The organism is Pseudoalteromonas amylolytica (genome assembly GCF_001854605.1).
GTDB lineage: Bacteria > Pseudomonadota > Gammaproteobacteria > Enterobacterales > Alteromonadaceae > Pseudoalteromonas > Pseudoalteromonas amylolytica.
The window spans coordinates 239,970-261,910 of sequence record NZ_MKJU01000006.1 but is presented as its reverse complement, the minus strand read 5'-3'; the positions used below and the strand labels follow the sequence as shown (position 1 = coordinate 261,910).

The window sequence follows — 21,941 nt, the reverse complement described above, 5'->3', positions numbered from 1 at the left end:
CGTAAGGCATTACTTTATTATTTGTTTGCTTCGCAAGTACGAAACAATCAGCTCAACACTCTGCGCTATTGAATGATGCTGAGTATGTATGTGAATTTCAGGTTTTTTGGGTGACTCAAATGCCGAACTGATCCCCGTGAAGTTGGGAATTTCACCCGCCCGTGCTTTTTTATATAACCCTTTTGGGTCGCGTGCTTCACAAACCTCAATTGGCGTATCTATAAAGATCTCTACAAATTCACCATCGTTTAACCGTGATCTGGCCGATGCTCTATCTGCTTCAAAAGGAGAGATAAAAGCACTTGAAACAATGACCCCAGCATCAACAAACAACTTTGCTACTTCGCCAATACGGCGAATATTTTCCTCTCGGTCTGCATCACTAAAAGATAAGTCTTTATTGAGCCCCATACGCACGTTGTCACCGTCTAGCAGGTAAGTATGGCACCCTAAACGAAAAAGCTCAGCTTCTACAGCGTTGGCAATGGTCGACTTCCCTGAGCCACTGAGCCCGGTATACCATAGTAGTGCAGGTCGGTGCCCCTTTTGGGCTTGCTTTTGTTCTTTTGACACCGTTTGTTGGTGCCAAACAATATTTTCGTTGGTCACGATTAGCCTTAAATCATTATTAAAACGGAAAGAAAATAGGAATAGCAGTAAGTACCACCAAACTGTATGTTAAAGAAATCGGTAAGCCAAATTTCACAAAGTCACTTAATTGGTAATTACCTGCATTAAAAACCATTAGGTTAGTTTGATAACCATAAGGGCTAATAAAGCTGCCACTGGCTCCAAACGCTACGGCTAAAACAAAAGGCAAATAATTTACTTCTAACCCCTGGGCAATACTAAAGGCAATAGGAAAGAGTAACGCCGCAGCAACATTATTGGTAATTATTTCTGTAAATAGTAGTGTAACTAAAAACACTCCAATAAAGGCTATGTATACCCCTTCCCCCATCAGAAGGCCCTTTATTTGCTCGGCGATAAGGCTTGTTACCCCAGTGTTATCAAGCGCTTTAGCGAGTGTTAGCGCCCCCAGAACAACTAACCATAGCTCTAATGGTAATCGACGTTTAATCTCATTTATTGACAAGCATTTGTTAAATAGCAGTAGCGCTAGGTAAAAAATAAAGCAGTTTAACAACGCGATGTTCGCAGCCACAGAAACAGCAATAGCAGTAATGAAACCCCACACAACAATCCGCTCTTTCTTTTTTGTAAGCATATTGTGTGCTTTAACACCACTTAGAATAAAAAAGTTTTTTGATAGGTTCGTCCGTTGAGCAAAATCATTACCCACTGCCAGAACAAAAAAATCACCACTTTGAATTCGAATATCACCAAGCTTGCCAGATAACCTATCACCCTCTCGCCTAATTGCAACCACAGCGGCATCAAAGCGAGCTCGAAACCCTGCACTTTTTAATGTTTTGCCAATCACGGCTGAGCCGGGCTTAATTACTACCTCAGTTAAATTACTTTGTAAAAGCCCCCCTTTTTCGGCGTATAAGCTTAACCCATCAAATTGCTTTAAGGTCATCACTTTTTTTACATCACCAGAAAAAATGAGTTTATCACCCTGCTCTAAAAGCTGGTTTGGCGCTACCGGCGAGATCAAATGCCCTTCCCTTACAATCTCAACCAAAAACAAAGACTCTAAATTTCTTAAGCCATTTTCTTCAACGGTTTTGCCAATCATGTTTGAGCCATTTAACACCTTTGCCTCTACGAAGTAATCTTCGACCTCTGTGTTTGATTGCTCAGAGCCTCTAAGGCGTTTGAATGTTGCCAGCATAATAAGTAGGCAAGTAGCCGCTGCCAAAACACCAACGGGGAGAAAATCAAAAAACGCGATCCCCTTTTCACCACGTTCAATCAACATAGAGTTCACAATCAAATTAGTTGATGTGCCTATAAGGGTAAATGTGCCACCTAAAATCGCGGCATAAGAAAGCGGTAACAGTAATCTTGAGGGTGGAATAAGCTTATTGTTCTTAATCGGATTAATGAGTGTGGCAACCACCGCAGTATTATTTAAAAAGCCAGATGCCAGCATAGTCAGCACTAACGTTTTTATGTAAGACTTAATTGCAGAGCCATTAAACAAAGCATTAGAAAGCCGCCTTAACAAACTGGTGCGCTCAAATGAAAAAGCGCAGACAACTAACAACAGTAACGTAATTAACCCAGGGTTGACTGCGTTTACCAGTAACTCCTCCGTGGTCACCAAGCCAAGCGCTAAACACGACAAAGCACTGACCGCAAAAACCCTTTCAGGTACTTTTTGAAATTTTATTAAAAAAGCGATAGTGGCTAAAAAAATAGCCGCTATCGCGTATTGTTCTACACTCATATATCCCTGCTACAGAGTTGAATTAACTTATTTTTTCTGTATTCCATTCTGGGTAATGAGTGCGAATATACTTATTAAGTTGGATCTCAGCTTCTGTATATACTCGGCGGTTAGTCTGCTGCGCACCAATGTCACTGGCGCTAGCCACCATACCAGCACCAACGGTGCTATTGGTTAAGCGGTCAATAACAATAAAAGCACCGGTTTGACGATTACGTTCATATTCATCAACTGCTACAGCAGAGTTTAACGCCAGCTCACACAATGCAATTTCATTTAAATCCAGGTGGCTACCTTGCTCTTTGGCAAACGTATTAACATTAATTTTGTGTTGAATAGCGCTAACATGAGCAGAGGTTTGTTTGGTTGCGAACTTCAACAAGTATTCTCTGTTTAACTGCAGCGGATTATCATCCATCCAAACTACATGTGCTTGTAATTGATTTGCTAAGTGTATGCTGCTGTTATTATGTACCAGCATATCACCCCGGCTAATATCAACCTCATCGTTTGTGGTTAAAGTTACAGCATAAGGTGCACTGGCAGAATCGAGTGACCCTTCAAACGTATCTATGCTTTTGATTTGAGTTTCTTTGCCTGAAGGCAATACTTTTACTTTATCGCCAACGGCCACAGAGCCAGAGGCTATAGTACCTGCAAAGCCACGGTAGTTTAAATTAGGACGGTTTACATATTGCACCGGAAAGCGAAACTCAGACATAGACTCTTGCGTATTGATAGGCAAGGTTTCTAGCAGTGACATAAGTGCTTGCCCTTTATACCAAGGCATATTGTCACTTAAGTTAACTACATTATCGCCTTTTAATGCTGAGATTGGGGCAAAGTGGATATCGGGGATACTCAATTCGTTTGCCAGCGCTTTGTAATCCTCGCAAATATCTGTGAAGGTGTGTTCTGAGTACTCAACTAAATCCATTTTATTTACAGCAACAACAACGTGCTTAATTCCAAGCAAAGAAGCAATGAAGCTATGACGTTTAGTTTGAATTTGCACCCCATAACGGGCATCAACCAGAATAATTGCGAGATCTGCTGTTGAGGCCCCTGTAGCCATATTTCGAGTATATTGCTCATGCCCTGGGGTATCTGCAATGATAAACTTACGCTTGTCGGTAGAGAAGTAACGGTAAGCAACATCAATAGTAATGCCTTGCTCTCGCTCTGATTGTAAGCCATCAACAAGCAAGGCTAAGTCGACCTGCTCACCCGTAGTACCACTTTTTTTGCTGTCTTTTTCTATGGCTGCTAATTGATCTTCAAAGATCATTTTAGAGTCATGTAATAAACGACCTATTAATGTACTTTTACCATCATCCACCGAACCACACGTAATAAAGCGCAACAGTTCTTTGTTTTCATGTTGTTCAAGGTACTCTAAAATATTTGTTTCTATTAACTCAGATGCATGGCTCATTAGAAATACCCCTCCATTTTCTTTTTCTCCATACTCCCTGAAGAGTCATGGTCAATTAGGCGACCTTGGCGTTCAGATGTTTTGGTTAACAGCATTTCTTGAATAATTTCTGGTAAGGTAGCCGCCTCTGACTCCACAGCTCCGGTTAACGGATAACACCCTAGTGTTCTGAAACGAACCATTTTATGCTGAATTTCATTGGCATCGTTAATTGGCATACGCTCATCATCGACCATAATAAGCATGCCATCACGCTCCACCACTGGGCGCTTTTTGGCTAGGTATAGAGGCACTATTTCAATATTTTCTAAGTAGATATATTGCCAAATGTCTAGCTCCGTCCAATTACTTAAAGGAAATACTCGAATGCTTTCCCCCTGTTCCACTTTGGCATTGTAAATATTCCAAAGTTCAGGGCGTTGATTTTTAGGATCCCAGCGGTGATTTTTATCACGAAAAGAATACACACGCTCTTTGGCTCGCGACTTTTCCTCATCTCGGCGCGCACCACCAAAGGCTGCATCGTACTTTCCTTTGTTAAGCGCCTGTTTTAAGCTTTGAGTTTTCATGATGTCAGTATGTTTTGAGCTGCCATGTGTAAATGGCCCAATACCAGCATCAACGCCCTCTTGGTTTTGATGTACAATCAAGTCAAAGCCGTACTCTTTAGCAATCCGGTCACGAAACTCGATCATTTCGCGAAACTTCCAAGTGGTATCCACATGCATTAGTGGGAAAGGTATTTTTCCTGGCGCAAACGCTTTTCTTGCAAGGTGTAACAGTACTGAAGAATCTTTGCCTATAGAATAAAGCATTACGGGGTTATCGAATTCTGCGGCTACTTCACGAATAATGTGAATGGCCTCTGCCTCAAGGGCTTTTAAATGAGTTAATTTTTCTGACATATTAGATACTTATACGCTTAAATTTAAAAGGTACTAACATAATGCACCACAAGTTACATCTAAGATTTACTTGCCATTCTCAGGACCTGCTGAAGCACTTCTGTTGTTTTGTGAATTTCATTTTGGCTAAGTGTTGGATGCACTAAAAACATTAAAGAAGTTTCACCAAGCTCTTTTGCATTTGCTAAGCGCTTTTTTGGACGCCACTGCGTATGCTCAAACGCTTTTTCCAAATAAACCTCTGAGCAACTGCCCTGAAAGCACGGTACGCCAAGGGTGTTAATTTCGTCGACGATACGATCTCTTGTCCAACCTTCTTTTAGTTCTGCCGGATTCACAAACAAGTAATGCTTATATTCAGCATGCTCAATATAGTCAGGTACTTGAACAGTACGCACAACATCAAACTGTTTTGCCACTTCATCAATCGCGCGAGCATTGCTTTGCCGTTTATGAGTCCACTCTTGCATGCGAGTCAGCTGAATACGACCAATTGCAGCTTGCATTTCGGTCATACGCCAGTTGGTGCCAAAGCTCTCATGTAACCATCTAAAACCTGGAGGATGCTCACGGTTATAAATGGCATCGAAGCTCTTACCATGATCTTTATAGCTCCACATTTTATTCCAAAGCGCTTTGGAATTTGTGGTTACCATGCCACCTTCACCGCCAGTGGTCATAATTTTATCTTGGCAAAAAGACCATGCACCAATGTGGCCAATAGTGCCAACAGAGCGGCCTTTATATTTGGCGCCGTGAGCCTGAGCACAATCCTCAATGACATAAAAGTCATGTTCTTTGCTTAGCGCCATAATCTCATCCATTTCAGCGGGCATACCAGCCAAATGAACTACGATCACAGCCTTGGTTTTTGGAGTAAGTACCGCTTTTATCGACTCAGCCGTTATTGCTTGACTATTCAAGTCAACATCAGCGAAAACAGGCGTAGCGCCAGATGTAACAATACTGCTGGCAGAGGCTAAAAATGTACGCGGCGTGGTAATAACTTCATCACCTGCACCTATATCCAAAGCCTTTAATGCGATATCGAGTGCTAACGTACCGTTACCCAGTGCAACGGCATACTCTGCACCAGTCCAAGAGGCAAACTCCTTTTCGAATTCACGCCCTTCAGTGCCCGTCCAGTAATTCACTTTATTAGATAGTATGACCTTGCTTACAGCATCTGCTTCTTGTTGCGTGAAACTCGGCCAAGGAGAAAATGGGGTATTTAGCATATTAATCCTTTACAACTTTTGCAGGGTTACCATATGCAGTAACCCCAGCTGGAATATTCTTTACAACAACGGAGCCGGCTCCGATAATTGCCGACTCTCCAATTTCTATTAGCTGCCTGACATTGCTGCCGATGCCAACCCAAGCACACTCTAACACTTTACATCCTCCAGCAATCGCTGTTGCAGGGCAAATATGCGCGTAACTTTGGATAATACTGTCATGTTCAACTACTGCTTGAGTATTAATAATTACGCCCCGCTCAACTCGAGCAAAAGCATTTACCACGGCCCCTGCCATAATAACGGCCCCTTTTTCAACAGTTGCGTATTTGCTCACAGAAGCTGATGGGTGGACTAACAATGGCACGTTTGCACCTAAAGAAATTAGTTTCTCAAGTTTTTGCCTTCTTATTTTGTTATTGCCAATCGCGACGGTAACTCCATCGAACTCATTGAGGTGCTGCACCAAATCGTCAGTGTTGCCAATCACATTCCAATGCTCTAGCTTGTCTTGGCTTTGAACTGCATCGTCAAAAAAAGTAACTTGATAACCCATTAGTTCTGCGATTTCTGCAACCACTTTGCCATGGCCACTTGCACCTAATATAGCTAACTTAAGAGTCATTTTGATTGCCTTTGAATGGTTCTATGGTAACGTGGCCTTCACTGCTTATCCCCTCTCGAATGAATACTTTTTTTAAAGTTAAAAATAGTATTTTAATGTCAAGAAAAAAGCTTTGGTTATCAACATACCAAACATCAAGTTTAAACTTCTCTTCCCAACCAATCGCATTGCGGCCATTCACTTGTGCCCAACCAGTTATGCCTGGACGCACGTCGTGACGGCGAGCTTGCTCATCGTTATAAAGCGGTAAGTATTGTACTAACAGAGGTCTAGGCCCCACCAAACTCATATCACCTTTAAGCACATTAAAAAGGCCTGGTAATTCATCTAAGCTTGTTGAGCGCAAAAAAGTACCAAACTTTGTCATTCGCAACTCATCGGGAAGTAAGTTACCGTGTTCATCTTTGGTATCTAACATAGTTCTAAATTTCATCATGTTAAATACCTCACCGTTCAGGCCTGGTCGCTTTTGGGTAAATAGTATAGGCCTCCCCAACTTAGTCATAACTTTTATAGAAACAAATAATATTAATGGCGATAATAATAAAATAGCTGTAAGTGAAACAGTGACATCAAACAAACGTTTAAACATATTCTATACCACACGGTCTAATGAATTTACTCATTCATTCTAACTCTAATCTAACACCTCTAATAACGAGGTGATAAAAGTAGCTCCATAAAGTCGGGTGATACCATTGCTTGGAATTCTGATTTCTAACAATGACTTTTTCATTACCCGATGAACAATCTTGGATCGCCTTTTTCATCAATGGAATTGCACAGTTAAGTTGCTTAATCGGGTAGGTAAAGAAATTATCAGACTTTTCGACTTTAATTTTTCCTTGATATAAGACGCCCCCAGTATCTACGCCTTTATCGATTAAATGAACCGTCACTCCACAATTTTCCTCATCGTCTTGACATAAAGACCAGTATCCCCCATGAACTCCCCGATATTGTGGGGTGATGCCCACATGTGTATTAATAAAATGAGCATCAATGGAGCCTATTAACTTTTCTTTTAAAATCCTAGTCCCATTAACAACGACCACTGCAGGACAAAGGGCTTTTATCTTTGCTATGGCCTCCTTACTATTCAAATCCCCAACAAATTTAATCTTTTCCGCTGGAATATCATTTTTATCAAGTGCTAGTGATTGCATTAACTTATTGACTTTTGGCAAGCTAAACTTGAAAGCAAACTTGCTAAAAAGCATGAATAATAACTGCCCAAAAACCTCAAAGTATCCAAGCTTTTTAATTCTCCATTTCAACATCTTTGCTTTACTCAAGGCCTGATCTACAAACACTCCTTGAATGTTAAAATCAGCTTTAAGGGCGTTAAACATGATTCGTCCTGGATCATCATCGCCAACGAGCAAAACAATATTTATTTTATCCATTTTGGCGTTCCTCCTAGCCATTCGCACCTTCCATGAGAATACTCAGAAACACCTTCCATATTTAGAGAGCGCATACCGTACTTTTTGTTTAAGTAAATATAGTGCTGTAAAACAGCACGCAACATATCAATATTCTTATCTAGATTCACACCAAAGTTGTGAGGGTGCCACCAAAGATGGAAAATTTCATTATGTTTTGCAGCATAAGTCATTGCCTTCTTAACTCTACTTAACTTGGCGTAATCGAATACTGTCAGCTTCTTATTCCAAGGCCGTAAAAACGACTTGCTGGAATGTTATAAGGGTACGAAGCGGCAACTTCACTCCAGCTTACAGTGTGGTAACCCGTTAAGTTAATGTAGCTATCCAGTAATCGTAGGGTACGCTTCAGTATACTCTGGTCGCCACTTTCAGTTGATTGATAAAGCCAACTAGTTTCATTGCCACGATAAGAGTGGATACCAAATTCATGTAAAACTTTTACATAATCATCTCGATATTGATTACGGGGAAACACAATACTATTTAATGGCACAGGCGAAACTGCTCTAGCACAATCCAAATCAGCCTTAAATTCTTCTAATGTCTGTCCTTGCTCTTGTGCATAGTAATGAGAAAATGTGTGAGTTCCTATGTTTTGGTTCGGGGCTGCAATGATTTTTTCAATGTCCCTTTTTGCAAAATGAAAACTATCATGTTCTCCATCCCACGGACCATTAATGTAGTTATAGGGTGAGAGGTTTTCATCCTCATATTGGGGTTTTAGTATGGGTTGAAGCCTTCGAGCTTCTTCAATGCTCTCCATCATCAGTAAATCCACAGTTGACCATGTAGCACTGATTCCATATTCACTAAACTCATTTAGTATAGCGTCTACAGCGGCAGGCACACCAGCTAGGTTAGCACTGTAATTATGAACCGTTCTTTTATCTCGAACCCCCCAAAAAAGTTCAAGATCTAAGCTGATCAAGAATGCACCATGCGACTTACTCATATCCCCTCCCAAGAAGAATGCTCATCAACTCTGTATTAACTTTTTTCACATCGAACTTTTCAACAGCAATTTTGTAACTCGCTTGAGCCATTTCCCCCCATCGAGGCTGGTTTTCAATATACCAATTTAGTTTGTCAGCTAGTTGCTCAACGTTGCCTTTTTCAACCAAAAAACCGTTCACACCTTCAATTACCGTATTACGACACCCTGGTACATCAGTAGTCAGAATAGGCCTAGACATAGCCATTGCCTCTAATACGGTTCTTGGCATCCCTTCATGGTAAGAAGGTAAAACAAAGATACTGCAATTTTTAATGAACGGTCGAACGTCGGTGGTCGCTCCCAAATATTGAATAGCCCCCTGTTGTTGCCAACTATCCACTTCGGACATTTTTATACCGTCTGGACTTGGGTCTTCAGGACCAACAAGTTGAAATATTGCATGTGGGTGTTTTCTTTTTACTGCCATAGCTGCTTCGGCATACTCCCGAATTCCCTTATCTCCTAATAACCGAGCAATCAAGAGAAAAACAGGTTTATCTGGTAGTTTAGCTGGTTTGAAGTGTTCTAATTTAACCCCGGAACCATTAACTTGGTAAGTTTTTTCCTGCGGGCAGATGCCCATATCAATAAAAACCACTCGGTTATCAGAGTTTTGAAAGATCACACCAGAAGCTTTAGATAAGGCATTTCGATACAACTTGACAACTAAGCTCACTAAAATATTACGCTTAAGCCCACCTCGTTGAAAAGCGAAACCCAAACCAGTGATCAACGCATAAAAACGGCACCCCGTTAAGCGCTTTGCTGCAATCCCACCCCAAATAACAGGCTTTATAGTGTAGGCGAGAATTATATCTGGTTTCTCTCGCTTAAAAATAGCACGCAACTGCCATAATGTTTTGAAATCGCTTATTGGGTTGAGGCCATTACGTTGAACATCGTAGTTTACGTACCTAACCTTCATCAGTTTCAATTGCTCAATTTCTTGCTCAGTTGCGCCACTTGCCATGCCTATAACTTCGTGGCCAGCCTCAACCAGCGACTTTAAAAGCTCTCCACGAAAATTAACCAAGGAGCTAGGCAAGGCACCTAAAACAATAATTTTACTCACTCAGTTCACCCTGCTCAGTAAGCCAAGCTTGAAACATCAAAACAGTCCACAAATGATATGACCAGTTACGCTTTCCAGATTGGTGTTCTTCCCACTTTTTAGCGATTTGCTGCGGACAAAATATTTTTTCTTTTAACAGACGTTCACGAGCTAAAAGTTCTTCTGCCCACGGCTTCAAGGGGCCTCTTAGCCAATCCTCAAGAGGAATACCGAACCCCATTTTTGGCCTTTCTATGAGTTTTTTAGGCACATGACGGTATAGAACTTCTCGCAAAACCCACTTCCCTTTGCCATTTCGAATTTTCTGATTCATTGGTATTTGCCAAGCGTGCTCTATCAAATGATGATCTAAAAACGGCACACGAGTCTCTAAAGATACTGCCATCGCAGCCCTATCAACTTTAACTAAAATATCGTCAGGTAAATAGCTCATCATATCTGTGCCCATCATACCTTCGATATGAGAGTTAAGCTTAGGCCTAAAACGCAAGTCCGATACCACCGTTTCAGGCTCTTTGGCCCCTAACACCACCGAGCTTGGATCATGCCATAGAGATACTAAGTTTTTATATAAATGTTCAATACTTGGTAAGGATAGTACCCCCGCCCCTTTATGGATCTTATCTCCAAAATAAGCTGGTATTTTGCCTGGTAAGATTTTCTCAAGGAAATGTCCTAGTTTATCCCAAGTTGCGGGAGCTAGAGCGGTTAAAGTTTTAGCAGCTAGTTTTCTTAGAGGCACTGGAATATACTTAATTTTGCTCCACATTCCATGTGTTAATACATATCTATTGTAACCACAAAAAATTTCATCCCCTGCATCACCAGAGAGTGACACAGTCACCTTTTCTTTAGCCATTTTTGAAACTAAGTATGTAGGAATGCCAGAAGAGTCGGCAAAAGGTTCATCATACATGGTAGCCAGCTTAGGGACGACCTCAAGCGCATCTTCAGCACTCACATATAGCTCGGTATGGTCGGTTCCAATATGATTAGCAACTGCTTTAGCGTGCTCAGCTTCATTATATTTCTTTTCATGAAAGCCTATAGAGAATGTTTTAATTGGTGTCTTTGACTGCGCTTGCATTAATGCAACAATTACCGATGAATCAATCCCCCCGGATAAAAAAGCACCTAGCGGCACATCCGCAACCATTTGCTTCGCAATAGCGCCTGACAATACAGCTTCTAGTTCATCAATTGCTGCCTCATCACTTTTTTGTTGTTGTTTCCTTGAAGCTTGCTCAAGAGTCTCCTTTATACTCCAATATGCTTCACTGTGGCACTCATTGGTTTGCAAGTCTACTGTCAAAATAGTACCAGGTAAGAGCTTTTGAGTGTTTTTCCAAATACAATACGGTGCTGGAATATAGTTATGACGTAATAATAATGTAAGCGCATTCTTATCAATGGCTTTGTGAAATAAACGATGCTGAGTTAGGGCTTTTAATTCAGAGCCAAAGATTAAACAATCGTTGTGCCAGCCATAATATAAAGGCTTTTCTCCAACTCGATCCCTAGCCAATGATAGCGTTCTCGTTTGCTTGTCCCAAAGGGCAATAGCAAACATGCCTGTAGCTTTAACTAAGGTCTCTTTAAAACCCCAAGCCTCAATACAAGCAAGTAGAGTTTCAGTATCAGAGTGACCACGCCATTGGATTCCATCTACCTGTGTGCCTAACTCTTCACGTAGCTCAATGTGGTTATAAATTTCACCATTGAATGCAATAACAAAGCGACCAGCTTGAGAAGCCATAGGTTGGTGGCCTGATGAGGATAAATCGACAATGGCCAAGCGACGGTGAGAAAAACCTAAACCAACTTGCTGATCGAACCAGATACCTCCATCATCAGGTCCTCGATGAATAATCGCCTCCCCCATTCGTTGTAACTGTTGTTCATAATCATTTAATTGGTGAGAGCTATCATAAAACCCTGAAAAACCACACATATCTATACTCTATTATTATCGCTAGGTTAATTTAGAAAGCGCAAAATACTGCTATTTATATATTTTGCTATACTGTTCGACGACGACACGTTGAGAAAAATGCTTGCTTACACGCTCAAAGCACAAAGCACCAATTTTATCTCTTTCTTTGGGAGTCATTTTTAATAATTTAAGAAGCGCATTTGCCAATTCATCGGCTGAATTGGTTTTTACAACTTTAAAAGCATCACCGGCAAGATACTGTGCATCCCCGGCATCAGTTGCAACACATGGTAGACCCATGGCCATTCCTTCACCTAGTCCATTTGGAAAACCCTCAGTGCGTGACGGCATACAATAAATATCGATGGCACTTAGGAGTTCAGGTACATCATTTATCTGACCTAATAATGTGAAGTGCTCTTGAAGTTGAAGTTTCTCCAGTAATGTTCTCAACTCTTCGTTGGCTTTGTCACACCCCAGTCCCGCCAAAACGAAATGGACATTATCCGCCCTATCAGTTAACTGTTTCGCTGCTTGAACCAGAACATCAATTCCCTTATCTGGATGAAACCGCCCAACACAGCCGATAGTAACTTTATCAGCCCAAAGTTTTCTATACGCATTATTAGTTTGAGGGGGGTAAGTGATTTGACTAACATTATCGTATTCGACATTAAATCCGTTTGGAATAACTATCATGTTCTTTTTATTGTAACCATACTTCACGTGGCTACGTTGGGCTGCTTTTGCTACACATATGACTTTGTTAGGAATAAAGCCTGAAAGCAAAGCACACGATTTCATAAGTAAATAGGTGCCTTTGCTACCTTGAGGAACATATGTACACCTAACTCCCCAAAATACCTTTTTGACGCGTGCTAGCCTTGCTACCAGTCCTCCCAGCAAATCAGAATGGTACATCCATGTTTGAACAACATCGACCTCTAACCTTCGCAATAACTTAAAAAGCTTGATAGATATCAGGATTACATTCAATTTCCCTTTTTTTCCTAGGGAGTACACTTTAATACCATTCTGAGCAAACTTTTGTCCATAATAGCCCAAATCAGTTAACGAGATAACGACATGCTCAATGTCTTCATTATGCTGAGATGTGATTAAACGAAACAATGCAGTTTCGGCCCCTCCAAGGTTTAACCCAATGATCACATGCACTACTTTCATCAGGTTTCCTTGCTAATTGATCGTTGATAGTAAACAAGCAGGAGCAGTAGCGGCGTTGCATGCGATGTAAAAAAGCCTGTTTCTTTCATTGTTAGAACAACGCATAACACGGCTATAAAACTCACACTTTGCCAATCTCCTCTACGAGAAGCATATATAAAATAAGCATACGTTAAATACATAAATAGAGTAATAAAAATGCCATTAGCATTAATACTATTGATAACTCCAATGTCTGAGTCTGTTTCTCCCTCTTTGGCGCTAAGCACTCCCATATGCCCACTCATTGAGTTCCCGAAAAGCAGTACCTCTATATCATCGCTAAAATAAACGTGTTTAGATAAAACACTCGATGCATAATTATCAACACCAGTTTCCGATCCAATTAACATTACGGGCTCAACGGCATGACTAATATTAAAGGCTATATGTGACATTGTACTATCACTCTCAAATTCCATCTCCATTATTAGAGTCACAAGAGATATAATACCAATGGAAATTAACATAGCCTTTATAGGTTCTTTTTTAGCTAAAACTAACAATATCAGCATAATTCCAATATACGTCATCGTCCTTCCTAAAAAAAACAGTGACGGAAGAATGATAGCTAAGAATAAAAGCCTTTTTACGAGCGTGCTGGATTCTAGTCTAACTAAGAGAAATAGAGCCGCTAAATGTACTATGGTGGTCGCATTGTAACTTTGTGTCACGCCTGGAGAGCGACTCCACCCAGGACCTCGAGGAGTATAACCAGTAAAGCCATAGACCATATCTCTGAGCTCACCAGACGATATTAAAAGATAAATCAAGACAGAGTGGAAGGCGACAATATATATAATGACCCACTGAAACATTTCATACGACATTACCCCTTTTATATTAATAAACAAGTAATATAATAAAAACACAACAGCAGCCGTTCTAAAGAACTTCATGGGCCATATTACTTCTTGAAACCCATATATCATTGTGACTATTGTCGAGTATATGAAGAAGCTCAGCAATATCACAACTAAGCTAGCAACAAATTTATCAACTTTAACATGACGAAAAGCTATTGCATTAATTATTAAAATAAATGCAGCCAAGTCAATATAAACCATTGCTCTATTTAGTAGTACAACAGAGAAAATAGATAAAATTACAAGCGCAATCCTAGCCTTAGAACTAAAGACCATAGAGTTTACTTTTTCACCCCTCTCAGCTGCTGGGATACTTTAGTACTATAAAGCTTGTTAAAAATAAGCTTAAAAGGACTAATCCACACCCCTCTACTTATACAAAGAGATTTAAAAACTGAGCGAAACACTGCGAACAGCTCACCTCTACATAGTGATTGATAGGCATCTATAAAATAAATCTCTGATTTTTTATGCTGAACAAGGTTGTGATACTGAGGGTACTTTCTGTCTATAGTGTTAAGGGTAGACATTGCTTCTTCTAATATGTGAGAAGTATTATTTGTTATATTATTTCTATGCCTACGGTAACGTGCTAATACACCATCTACACGCCCTATTTTTCCCCCTTGATTTTCTACCACTTCAAACCAATATAGCCAATCAGAAGCAATCTTTATCTTTGAGTCAAAAATAACTTGCTGCTTAGGTGCCCTAACCATCACTGTAGTTGCACCAAAATAGGTCCCATATTTAATGATCAGTTCAGCCCCACCGTCATGATATTTGCATATATGTGATTGATAATACAAGGTCTCATTTGTCTCTGAAAGAAAGACATCCATATCATGGTAGCATAGCACCCTTTTTGGGTCAGCTTCTAACCACTGCACCTGTGTACTGATTTTTCCAGGCAATAGTACGTCGTCGCCCCCCTGAAAAGCAATATACTTACCTTTACAAATAGCAAGGCCTCTATTACTATTTCCGGTGATCCCTAAATTTTCGACGTTTACTATTGGAACAACTCTTTTTGGATATTGCTCAGCATATTGCTGAATTATCTCTACCGTTCTATCAGTTGAACCATCATCCGCAACGATTACTTCCAAGTTGTCATAGTCCTGTTTCACAGCACTTTCGATTGCTTCTGCAATAAAATCTTCTTGGTTATAAGAGATAATTAAAACGGATACGAGTGGCGCTTGATTATACTTGCTCACTAAAAGCCTCCAATTTGAGCTTAGCAGTATCCAGACTAACCTCATAAGTATCATGCACTATAGTTCTTGCCCCGAATCCTTCTTTTTGTCTAACTAAGCCCATGTTTAAATACTGACCTGCATTTTCGGTTGAAATACCAAAACTGAAATAGCGACGCTCTCCCTGATATTCAGATATTAACTTAGAGAGAATCAAATCTAATGCTCCATTCTCCTTGCCACTCTCTGACGTCGCTAGGTATTGAGTATGAACAACATGTTTATTGTCAAATACTACAACCCCTGCTTGTAACTCACCATCGAGCTCAGCTTCGTATAAATGGATACTATTTGGAAAACGAGCTGCGAGGAGCTTTATTTCATCATGAGTATGAGTCGGACGCACACCATATTTTGATACAACACTCTCTAGCAACAGCCAATATCGCTCAAAACTTTGGCTCTTCACAACTTCAATTGGGTATTTATGCGACTTCTTCAGGATACGCTTTCTGTTTGTAGACATACTTGCGACATCTCTGTAATCAATTACAGAAGATAGTTCTCTACGAACCAAATTTGCCCCCATCAAGGTCAAACAGTATAGATCCTCTTGGCTTGGCATCGAATGGTAAATGTGCGGTATAGCTTTATAAGTCAGTTTATCCAGCCCTTTAGATAGTAAGAAAGATGATACTTCTAAAAACACCTCAATCATCTTACTTGAAGACATTTTATTTTCAAAAACCATGCCCCCAAACGTAAGACCACCATGGCTATATACCTCTGAGCCAACCCTATTCAAAGGTAACACCGCAAGTAAACGAGTTCCTTCATAGATCATCAAAGAAAAATCAGCAAAACGATCGCTATGATAATCCATGAAATCTCTTTCAAATAGAAACATTCCATTCCTAGAACTCTGAACAAAGCTTGACCACTCTGTGGCAGCTTCAGGGCTATACTCAACTATTCGGATTTTCGACATTTTTACACTCATTTAAATTGTGAAATTCCAAAATCATTTCATTATAATCTTCAATGGGTATACCCACTTTTTTGGAATATTTTATATTTTTATAAATTGATTTATTTTGGCAAAAGCTTTGCCCTGTAAAATTAGCTATTCTCTGAGCTACGTCTTGAGTATTTATACACAAGTCTTCATAATGAACTTTCATTATCTGATTTTTTGGTATGCGATTTAGACCCTCTTCAATTCCCTTTTTTAAACCTATAACCTGATGCGGTATCATTTTAGTTTTCTTTAGTTTCAAGTACTTTTCATAGCCTTTAAACTGTCCACCCCACATCGCGCCCTCACCAACTCCGTTTCTATCCATTGCATTGTAGATTGATTGAGCTACTTCCAATAAGTCTCTTTCTAAATAGATGTATTTTGCATTAGGGAAGTAATGATGTATAACTTCCAACTTTTGACCAAATGATAACTGCTTGACTAAAAGAGGCTTCCCAGCTCGATCAGTTATACTCGCAATCGTTTTAGTCATCTCTCTCATAAGCTTTTCGTCAACATCATGTAAGCCTTGTGCGTGTACTATTTGATTTTTAGAGAACCATTTGTACCAAAAGCTTATCCCCTGACAAGGCGCACCAAGGCCATCGCGAGAAGTATCCCCAAATGCAGACTCGAATGAACTACTATAATATTTAATGAATTTTCTACTAAGCCAAAAGGAGGTATTAGGCAACGCATAAAATTTTTCGATAAAGTTATTGATATAAGTAAAGTCTAGGCTGTCTACTAAAACTTGATAGAGTAACGTAGTACCAGAACGAGGAACACCAATAATAAATACAACATTAGCTTCACTGGGAACTGGTTTTGCACAATAACTATCTAACTTACGCAGCCCTCCTAAAAACCAGTTTTTTACTCTTAGCAATAATATAAATTGCTTTTTAATTATATCCTTTAATACTTTAAACATATGAAAACTTATTTTTTACCAATTCAACTGCTCTCTTAGCCTCTAAACCCATTTTTTTGTAACTAAGCCAAATTTCAAAAGAGTAAAAACCAAATTTCTTCCTAATTAGGATTAGACACATTATATTTTGCAGGCATAAGCTAGCAGCTGTAGCAATTGCGGCCCCTGTTATACCATACAAAGGTATCAAAAACGAATTGCACAACACATTGGTCATTAGTGAAAGACCTGAGTAAGCACTAAACCTTTTAACATCACCAGAAGCCACCAGTGCATAACCGACAGGCCCAAATAAAACATTGACCAGTTGTCCAACGCATAGAATATGCACTAGGATATCGATATTTTTCAGATCACTTGAAAACCAACCTAGTATGTACTCTAGGCTAAAAGCCAGTATAAGGTACAATCCTATGGCCCCTCCCCCTAAGTAGAAAGAGCTCCTCTGTATTAACAACTCAAACTTCTCAACGTTACCTTTAGCAAAATATTGTGTTAGCTTTGGTGCAATTACATTGTTTGAAATAATAAGCAACATACCAATAAGAAGTGCCAATTTAGATGCAACAACGTACTGCCCAACCGCTTTTGCATCCGTTAGAAAGCCCAGCATCAGTACATCTATCGAACTATTGCCATAAGCGACCAGCGTTAAAACATAGAAAGGCAGCGACTTTTTAGCTACATCTAGTAGCGAGCTCTTTAAGCTGCTGTTAGTGTAGTAGCTCATAAAAAAGTAGCAAAACACTGTCAAAAAGATACAAGCGGATGCTATTAAGTACCCATTTCCCAGAAGCTCTAATTCATTAATGCTTAAAATTAAAAATACCACTACGGTAATAAACATAATCAGCTGAATAGCGACATCTTGAAAAAACATACCTATAGAGAAACGAGAAAAACCTTTGAGAGCATTAGAAATAGCAACTACAGAGCCAACAAAAAAAGCAGCCAAAAACACTTTATAATTTTCAGTCCCTTTCAAAGCTTCAACTTTAAAATCGAAAAGCAATACTAGCGAGAAAAGCAAAGACAAAAAAAGCAAGTATAGAAATGTAAACTTCAATACAAGTGATATTACCTCTCCATGCCTTTTAGAAACATGAAAAACAGCAGACTCTCTTAGAATGTACTGACTGAATCCGAAGCTTCCTAGTATAAACAGTAAGTTAGTTACACTAAAGAGGAACGAATAATAGCCAACCCACTCAGCGCCATAGTTATTCGATAGGATAAATATCGTCAATAACGACAACCCCATCCCTGCAAATCGAATAACAAAAGCCTGAAGCATATTCATCGACCTATTAATCCCCTTTACGAGAAGCCTTTACAACTTCCCTATAGTCAATACCAACCTTTGTGAACAAGTACTCTCCTGACTCATTAAATAGTATTTCATACTCTTTAATTTCACTGTCACTAGGAAAGGGCACAGTTTCACCTGCTGATAGCTTAATTTTTAGTAACGGCAGTATAAGTGGCCTTAATGCCTTCTTTAAAAAGCTAAGCTTTGAAAGGTGCCTATATAAGGAAGTTTGGGTAAAATTATAGAAAATATTACCGAGTGTCTTCGGGGACGATTGAACCCCTTTCTCTGTCTTTTTTTTGTAATTTGAGTCAACTAGACTAAAGCTTTCTTTCGACTCTACATCTAAAAAGTCAAAAACTTCTTTAAGATAAATAGATTCACTTTTAATCAACTCGAAGGGAATGTACTTCACTCTCGACTTAGGAAAGTTATTCATAATAACTTCATCAAGATACTTATAGTTATATATTTTCGCTTTATTAGAGTTCAATAAAAATGTACTGAAATCTGGGAATTCATATTTAACATTGTTAAATAGCTCAACATAGAAGGAAAAAGCCGCTTTAATTGGCTCCCTTACAGTAACTAATAACTCAACATCAAAATCATGAAAGATAGAAGCTAGCCGATTAAGCTTGGTTTGCCAGTTAATATTACCTTCGTCAACAACTAACATTTCCTCAGAAAGAAGTAGTGTTTTACTGCTTTTCTCAAGAAAGTCTTTTACTTGACTTTTAACTACTTCTAACTGTTTGCCTTCAGGCTCTTTTGAACAGATATAGTCCATTACTTCATTGTAAAGTGGCTCTTGGTACTGCTCTCTAGGCTGCTTTACACCTAAATACACTAAATCAAGTTTAGGAAAAATATATTGCTGTAAAGTTGAAGTTGCAGTTTTGGGCAGACCTATGTGTAGTATTATACGAGGTTTAACCATATTAAATCAGTTCAACCTCATTACACGCATTAATAACATGACTAACTTCTTCTTGTGTCATCATCGGCCCGATGGGCAGACTAAATATTTCATTTGATAGTCTTGTAGTCACTGCTACATCATCAAGGCAAATCTCATTCATATTAGTTCTATAAGCTTCTTGCTCATGGATTGGTAATGGGTAGTGTACTTGGCATTGTATTCCTTTTTCCCTAAGGTGCTTTATAACAGCGTCTCTGCTTCTAGACCTACATACAAACAGGTGCCAAACGTGGGCAGCCTCATTGTTACATAGTGGTAGGGTAATATTTGAGTTACTAATTTCAGCTCTATAACGAGCAGCAATTTTTCTGCGCTTTTCAATCTCAACTTCTAAATGTTCTAGCTTAACAGACAAAAAGGCAGCTTGAATCTCGTCTAGCCGGCTATTAGTTCCCTTTACGTCATGCTGGTACTTCACTTCAGAGCCATAATTTGAAAGCTTTCGACAAATAGTATGAAGAGCATCATCGCTAGTGATAACGGCCCCCGCATCTCCTAAAGCACCTAAGTTCTTTCCTGGATAAAAGCTAAAAGCCGCCGCATCTCCGATAGAGCCAGACTTCATACCATTAAAAGTAGCTCCATGGGCCTGAGCAGCATCCTCAATTAGCTTTAAGCTATGCTTTTTTGCTATTCGAGTAAAAGCATCAACATCACTCACTTGACCATATAAGTGAACTAAAATAATTGCTTTCGTTTTTTCAGTTATTGCTCTTTCGACGGCTTCGTAGTCAAGGTTAAAGTGTTGCTCACTGCAATCAACTAACATGGGTTTCAGGCCAGCTTGGCTAACAGCCAATGCGGTTGCTATAAAGGTGTTTGCAGGCACTATAACTTCATCACCTTCAGACATAATACCTAGTTCAACATAGCCCTTTAAGACAATCGTTAAAGCATCGAGCCCATTACCAACTCCCACACAATATTTTGAATCACAATAAGCTGCGAATTCTTGCTCAAACCTACTTAACTCCTCACCTTGGATGTACCAACCGGAGTCAATAACTCGTGTAGCAGCTTCGACTAATTGATCTCGATAAACAGCATTGATTCTTTTTAAATCAAGAAAAGGGACTTTCAAGAGCATTTCCTTAGAGAATAATTCATTATGTTCGTTACCTTTCGCTAGACACAGCACCAATGAAGTCCGAATAGTTTCGAATGTAATCATCTTCGCTATAATGTTCGCTAGCGAGCACTAATAACACGCAATCATTTGAAAAATCGTGCATTTCTCGCCATACCATTGAGCCTATATGTAACCCCTGACGAGGAGAATCAAGCACAACACTTTCCTTTGTTTTGCCATCATCTAAAATAAATCGACAACTGCCTGATAAGCACACAGCGATCTGCTGAAGGTCTTTATGCGCATGATATCCTCTAGAGCCCCCTGCTAGGGTATCAAAAATATAGTACACGCGCTTAATATCAAAAGGGATATTCTTGAGGCTTTCCAAAGCAACAAGTGACCCTCTATCATCATCAAATACTTGTAAATCTAATAGGTTTACTATGCTCATTTTTCAGCCTTAGCAAGTTCGAGTAAGTACTGACCATAACTATTTTTCAGTAACGGTTGGGCCAACTGAGTAAGTTGGGACGCTGTGAGCCAATCATTATTGAAAGCAATCTCTTCAAGGCACGCGACTTTATAACCCTGTCGTTTTTCCAATGTTTCAACAAACTGTGCAGCTTCAAGCAAACTCTCTTGAGTACCAGTATCTAGCCATGCAAAGCCCCGCCCCAATATTTCAACATTCAGCTTGCGTGCTTCAAGGTATGCATTATTGATACTTGTGATCTCTAACTCTCCACGCGCAGAAGGAGTGACTGTTTTAGCGATATCAACGACCGAGTTATCATAAAAGTACAGGCCAGTTACGGCATAGTTACTTCTCGGCTTATTGGGCTTTTCCTCTATGGAAAGCGCTTTATAATCTTCATTAAGTTCTACCACCCCAAAACGCTCTGGGTCTTTCACTTTATAGCCGAATACAGTTCCTTCACCTTGTCTTGCTTTTGCTACAGCATTTCTCAGCTTGGGAGTGAAGCCTTGACCATAAAATATGTTATCGCCAAGTACGAGGCAGACATCATCATCTCCAATAAACTCTTTACCGATAATGAATGCTTGCGCCAATCCATCTGGACTTGGCTGCTCAGCATACTGTATATCAATACCAAAATCGTCACCATCACCAAGCAACCTCTTGAAAGAGGCCTGATCCTCCGGTGTACTAATAATCAGGATATCTCGAATACCTGCCAACATAAGTACTGACAAGGGATAATAAATCATAGGTTTATCATAAACAGGTAGTAGCTGCTTTGATACGCCTTTTGTTATCGGGTATAAACGAGTGCCAGAACCACCCGCAAGTACAATGCCTTTCATCAACT

Annotated in this window: 22 protein-coding genes; all 22 read right to left on the bottom strand. The window is 39.7% G+C overall.

Annotated elements, in window-relative coordinates; translation table 11 throughout:
* Positions 1-9: 9 nt before the first annotated feature.
* From cysC to rfbA, 22 genes are read right to left on the bottom strand one after another with little or no spacing between them, the layout of a single operon-like run.
* Positions 10-612 (bottom strand): adenylyl-sulfate kinase, encoded by a 603-nt coding sequence (cysC, locus tag BET10_RS02655; protein WP_170829104.1) that lies wholly within the window; start codon positions 610-612, stop codon positions 10-12.
* Between the two features lie 16 nt (positions 613-628).
* Entirely contained in the window at positions 629-2,356 is a 1,728-nt protein-coding gene (locus BET10_RS02650) for an SLC13 family permease (protein WP_070983270.1), read from the bottom strand.
* A 22-nt stretch (positions 2,357-2,378) separates the two neighbouring features.
* Positions 2,379-3,791 (bottom strand): sulfate adenylyltransferase subunit CysN, encoded by a 1,413-nt coding sequence (gene cysN, locus BET10_RS02645; protein ID WP_070983269.1) that lies wholly within the window; start codon positions 3,789-3,791, stop codon positions 2,379-2,381.
* Entirely contained in the window at positions 3,791-4,696 is a 906-nt protein-coding gene (gene cysD, locus BET10_RS02640; protein WP_070983268.1) for a sulfate adenylyltransferase subunit CysD, read from the bottom strand. The genes cysN and cysD overlap by 1 nt, the downstream gene beginning before the upstream one ends.
* A gap of 59 nt (positions 4,697-4,755) precedes the next feature.
* A complete protein-coding gene (locus tag BET10_RS02635) occupies positions 4,756-5,934 on the bottom strand; it encodes a DegT/DnrJ/EryC1/StrS family aminotransferase (RefSeq protein WP_070983267.1) in 1,179 nt (392 codons plus the stop codon).
* A gap of 1 nt (position 5,935) precedes the next feature.
* Entirely contained in the window at positions 5,936-6,559 is a 624-nt protein-coding gene (locus BET10_RS02630; protein WP_070983266.1) for an acetyltransferase, read from the bottom strand.
* The gene (locus BET10_RS02625; protein WP_070983265.1) at positions 6,549-7,151 is read right to left on the bottom strand and encodes a sugar transferase; all 603 of its coding nucleotides are present in this window, start codon (positions 7,149-7,151) and stop codon (positions 6,549-6,551) included. The genes BET10_RS02630 and BET10_RS02625 overlap by 11 nt, the downstream gene beginning before the upstream one ends.
* A gap of 34 nt (positions 7,152-7,185) precedes the next feature.
* Positions 7,186-7,965, bottom strand: a complete 780-nt coding sequence (locus BET10_RS02620; protein ID WP_070983264.1) for a formyl transferase — start codon at positions 7,963-7,965, stop codon at positions 7,186-7,188.
* A complete protein-coding gene (locus BET10_RS21395; protein ID WP_170829097.1) occupies positions 7,953-8,177 on the bottom strand; it encodes a hypothetical protein in 225 nt (74 codons plus the stop codon). The genes BET10_RS02620 and BET10_RS21395 overlap by 13 nt, the downstream gene beginning before the upstream one ends.
* A 41-nt stretch (positions 8,178-8,218) precedes the next feature.
* A complete protein-coding gene (locus BET10_RS02615) occupies positions 8,219-8,959 on the bottom strand; it encodes a polysaccharide deacetylase family protein (protein WP_083330407.1) in 741 nt (246 codons plus the stop codon).
* Complete coding sequence (locus tag BET10_RS02610; protein ID WP_070983263.1) at positions 8,952-10,073, bottom strand: glycosyltransferase family 4 protein; 1,122 nt, start codon at positions 10,071-10,073, stop codon at positions 8,952-8,954. Before BET10_RS02610 ends, BET10_RS02615 begins: the two co-directional genes overlap by 8 nt.
* Complete coding sequence (gene asnB / locus BET10_RS02605) at positions 10,066-12,024, bottom strand: asparagine synthase (glutamine-hydrolyzing) (RefSeq protein WP_070983262.1); 1,959 nt, start codon at positions 12,022-12,024, stop codon at positions 10,066-10,068. Before asnB ends, BET10_RS02610 begins: the two co-directional genes overlap by 8 nt.
* Positions 12,025-12,075: 51 nt before the next feature.
* Entirely contained in the window at positions 12,076-13,191 is a 1,116-nt protein-coding gene (locus BET10_RS02600) for a glycosyltransferase family 4 protein (protein ID WP_070983261.1), read from the bottom strand.
* The gene (locus BET10_RS02595) at positions 13,191-14,372 is read right to left on the bottom strand and encodes a hypothetical protein (RefSeq protein WP_070983260.1); all 1,182 of its coding nucleotides are present in this window, start codon (positions 14,370-14,372) and stop codon (positions 13,191-13,193) included. The genes BET10_RS02600 and BET10_RS02595 overlap by 1 nt, the downstream gene beginning before the upstream one ends.
* 5 nt (positions 14,373-14,377) lie before the next feature.
* Positions 14,378-15,316 (bottom strand): glycosyltransferase, encoded by a 939-nt coding sequence (locus BET10_RS02590; RefSeq protein WP_070983259.1) that lies wholly within the window; start codon positions 15,314-15,316, stop codon positions 14,378-14,380.
* The gene (locus BET10_RS02585) at positions 15,303-16,202 is read right to left on the bottom strand and encodes a GNAT family N-acetyltransferase (RefSeq protein WP_170829096.1); all 900 of its coding nucleotides are present in this window, start codon (positions 16,200-16,202) and stop codon (positions 15,303-15,305) included. Before BET10_RS02585 ends, BET10_RS02590 begins: the two co-directional genes overlap by 14 nt.
* A 58-nt stretch (positions 16,203-16,260) precedes the next feature.
* A complete protein-coding gene (locus BET10_RS02580) occupies positions 16,261-17,247 on the bottom strand; it encodes a sulfotransferase family protein (protein WP_070983257.1) in 987 nt (328 codons plus the stop codon).
* Positions 17,240-18,547, bottom strand: coding sequence for an oligosaccharide flippase family protein (locus BET10_RS02575; protein WP_070983256.1), 1,308 nt, complete (start codon positions 18,545-18,547; stop codon positions 17,240-17,242). The genes BET10_RS02580 and BET10_RS02575 overlap by 8 nt, the downstream gene beginning before the upstream one ends.
* A gap of 7 nt (positions 18,548-18,554) precedes the next feature.
* Positions 18,555-19,496 carry a hypothetical protein gene (locus tag BET10_RS02570; RefSeq protein WP_070983255.1) on the bottom strand — a complete coding sequence of 314 codons (942 nt, stop codon included), beginning with the start codon at positions 19,494-19,496 and terminating at the stop codon, positions 18,555-18,557.
* A 1-nt stretch (position 19,497) separates the two neighbouring features.
* The gene (locus BET10_RS02565) at positions 19,498-20,709 is read right to left on the bottom strand and encodes a DegT/DnrJ/EryC1/StrS family aminotransferase (RefSeq protein ID WP_240503624.1); all 1,212 of its coding nucleotides are present in this window, start codon (positions 20,707-20,709) and stop codon (positions 19,498-19,500) included.
* Positions 20,654-21,061, bottom strand: coding sequence for a sugar 3,4-ketoisomerase (locus BET10_RS02560; protein ID WP_070983253.1), 408 nt, complete (start codon positions 21,059-21,061; stop codon positions 20,654-20,656). Before BET10_RS02560 ends, BET10_RS02565 begins: the two co-directional genes overlap by 56 nt.
* A complete protein-coding gene (gene rfbA / locus BET10_RS02555; protein ID WP_070983252.1) occupies positions 21,058-21,936 on the bottom strand; it encodes a glucose-1-phosphate thymidylyltransferase RfbA in 879 nt (292 codons plus the stop codon). The genes BET10_RS02560 and rfbA overlap by 4 nt, the downstream gene beginning before the upstream one ends.
* Positions 21,937-21,941 lie beyond the last annotated feature (5 nt).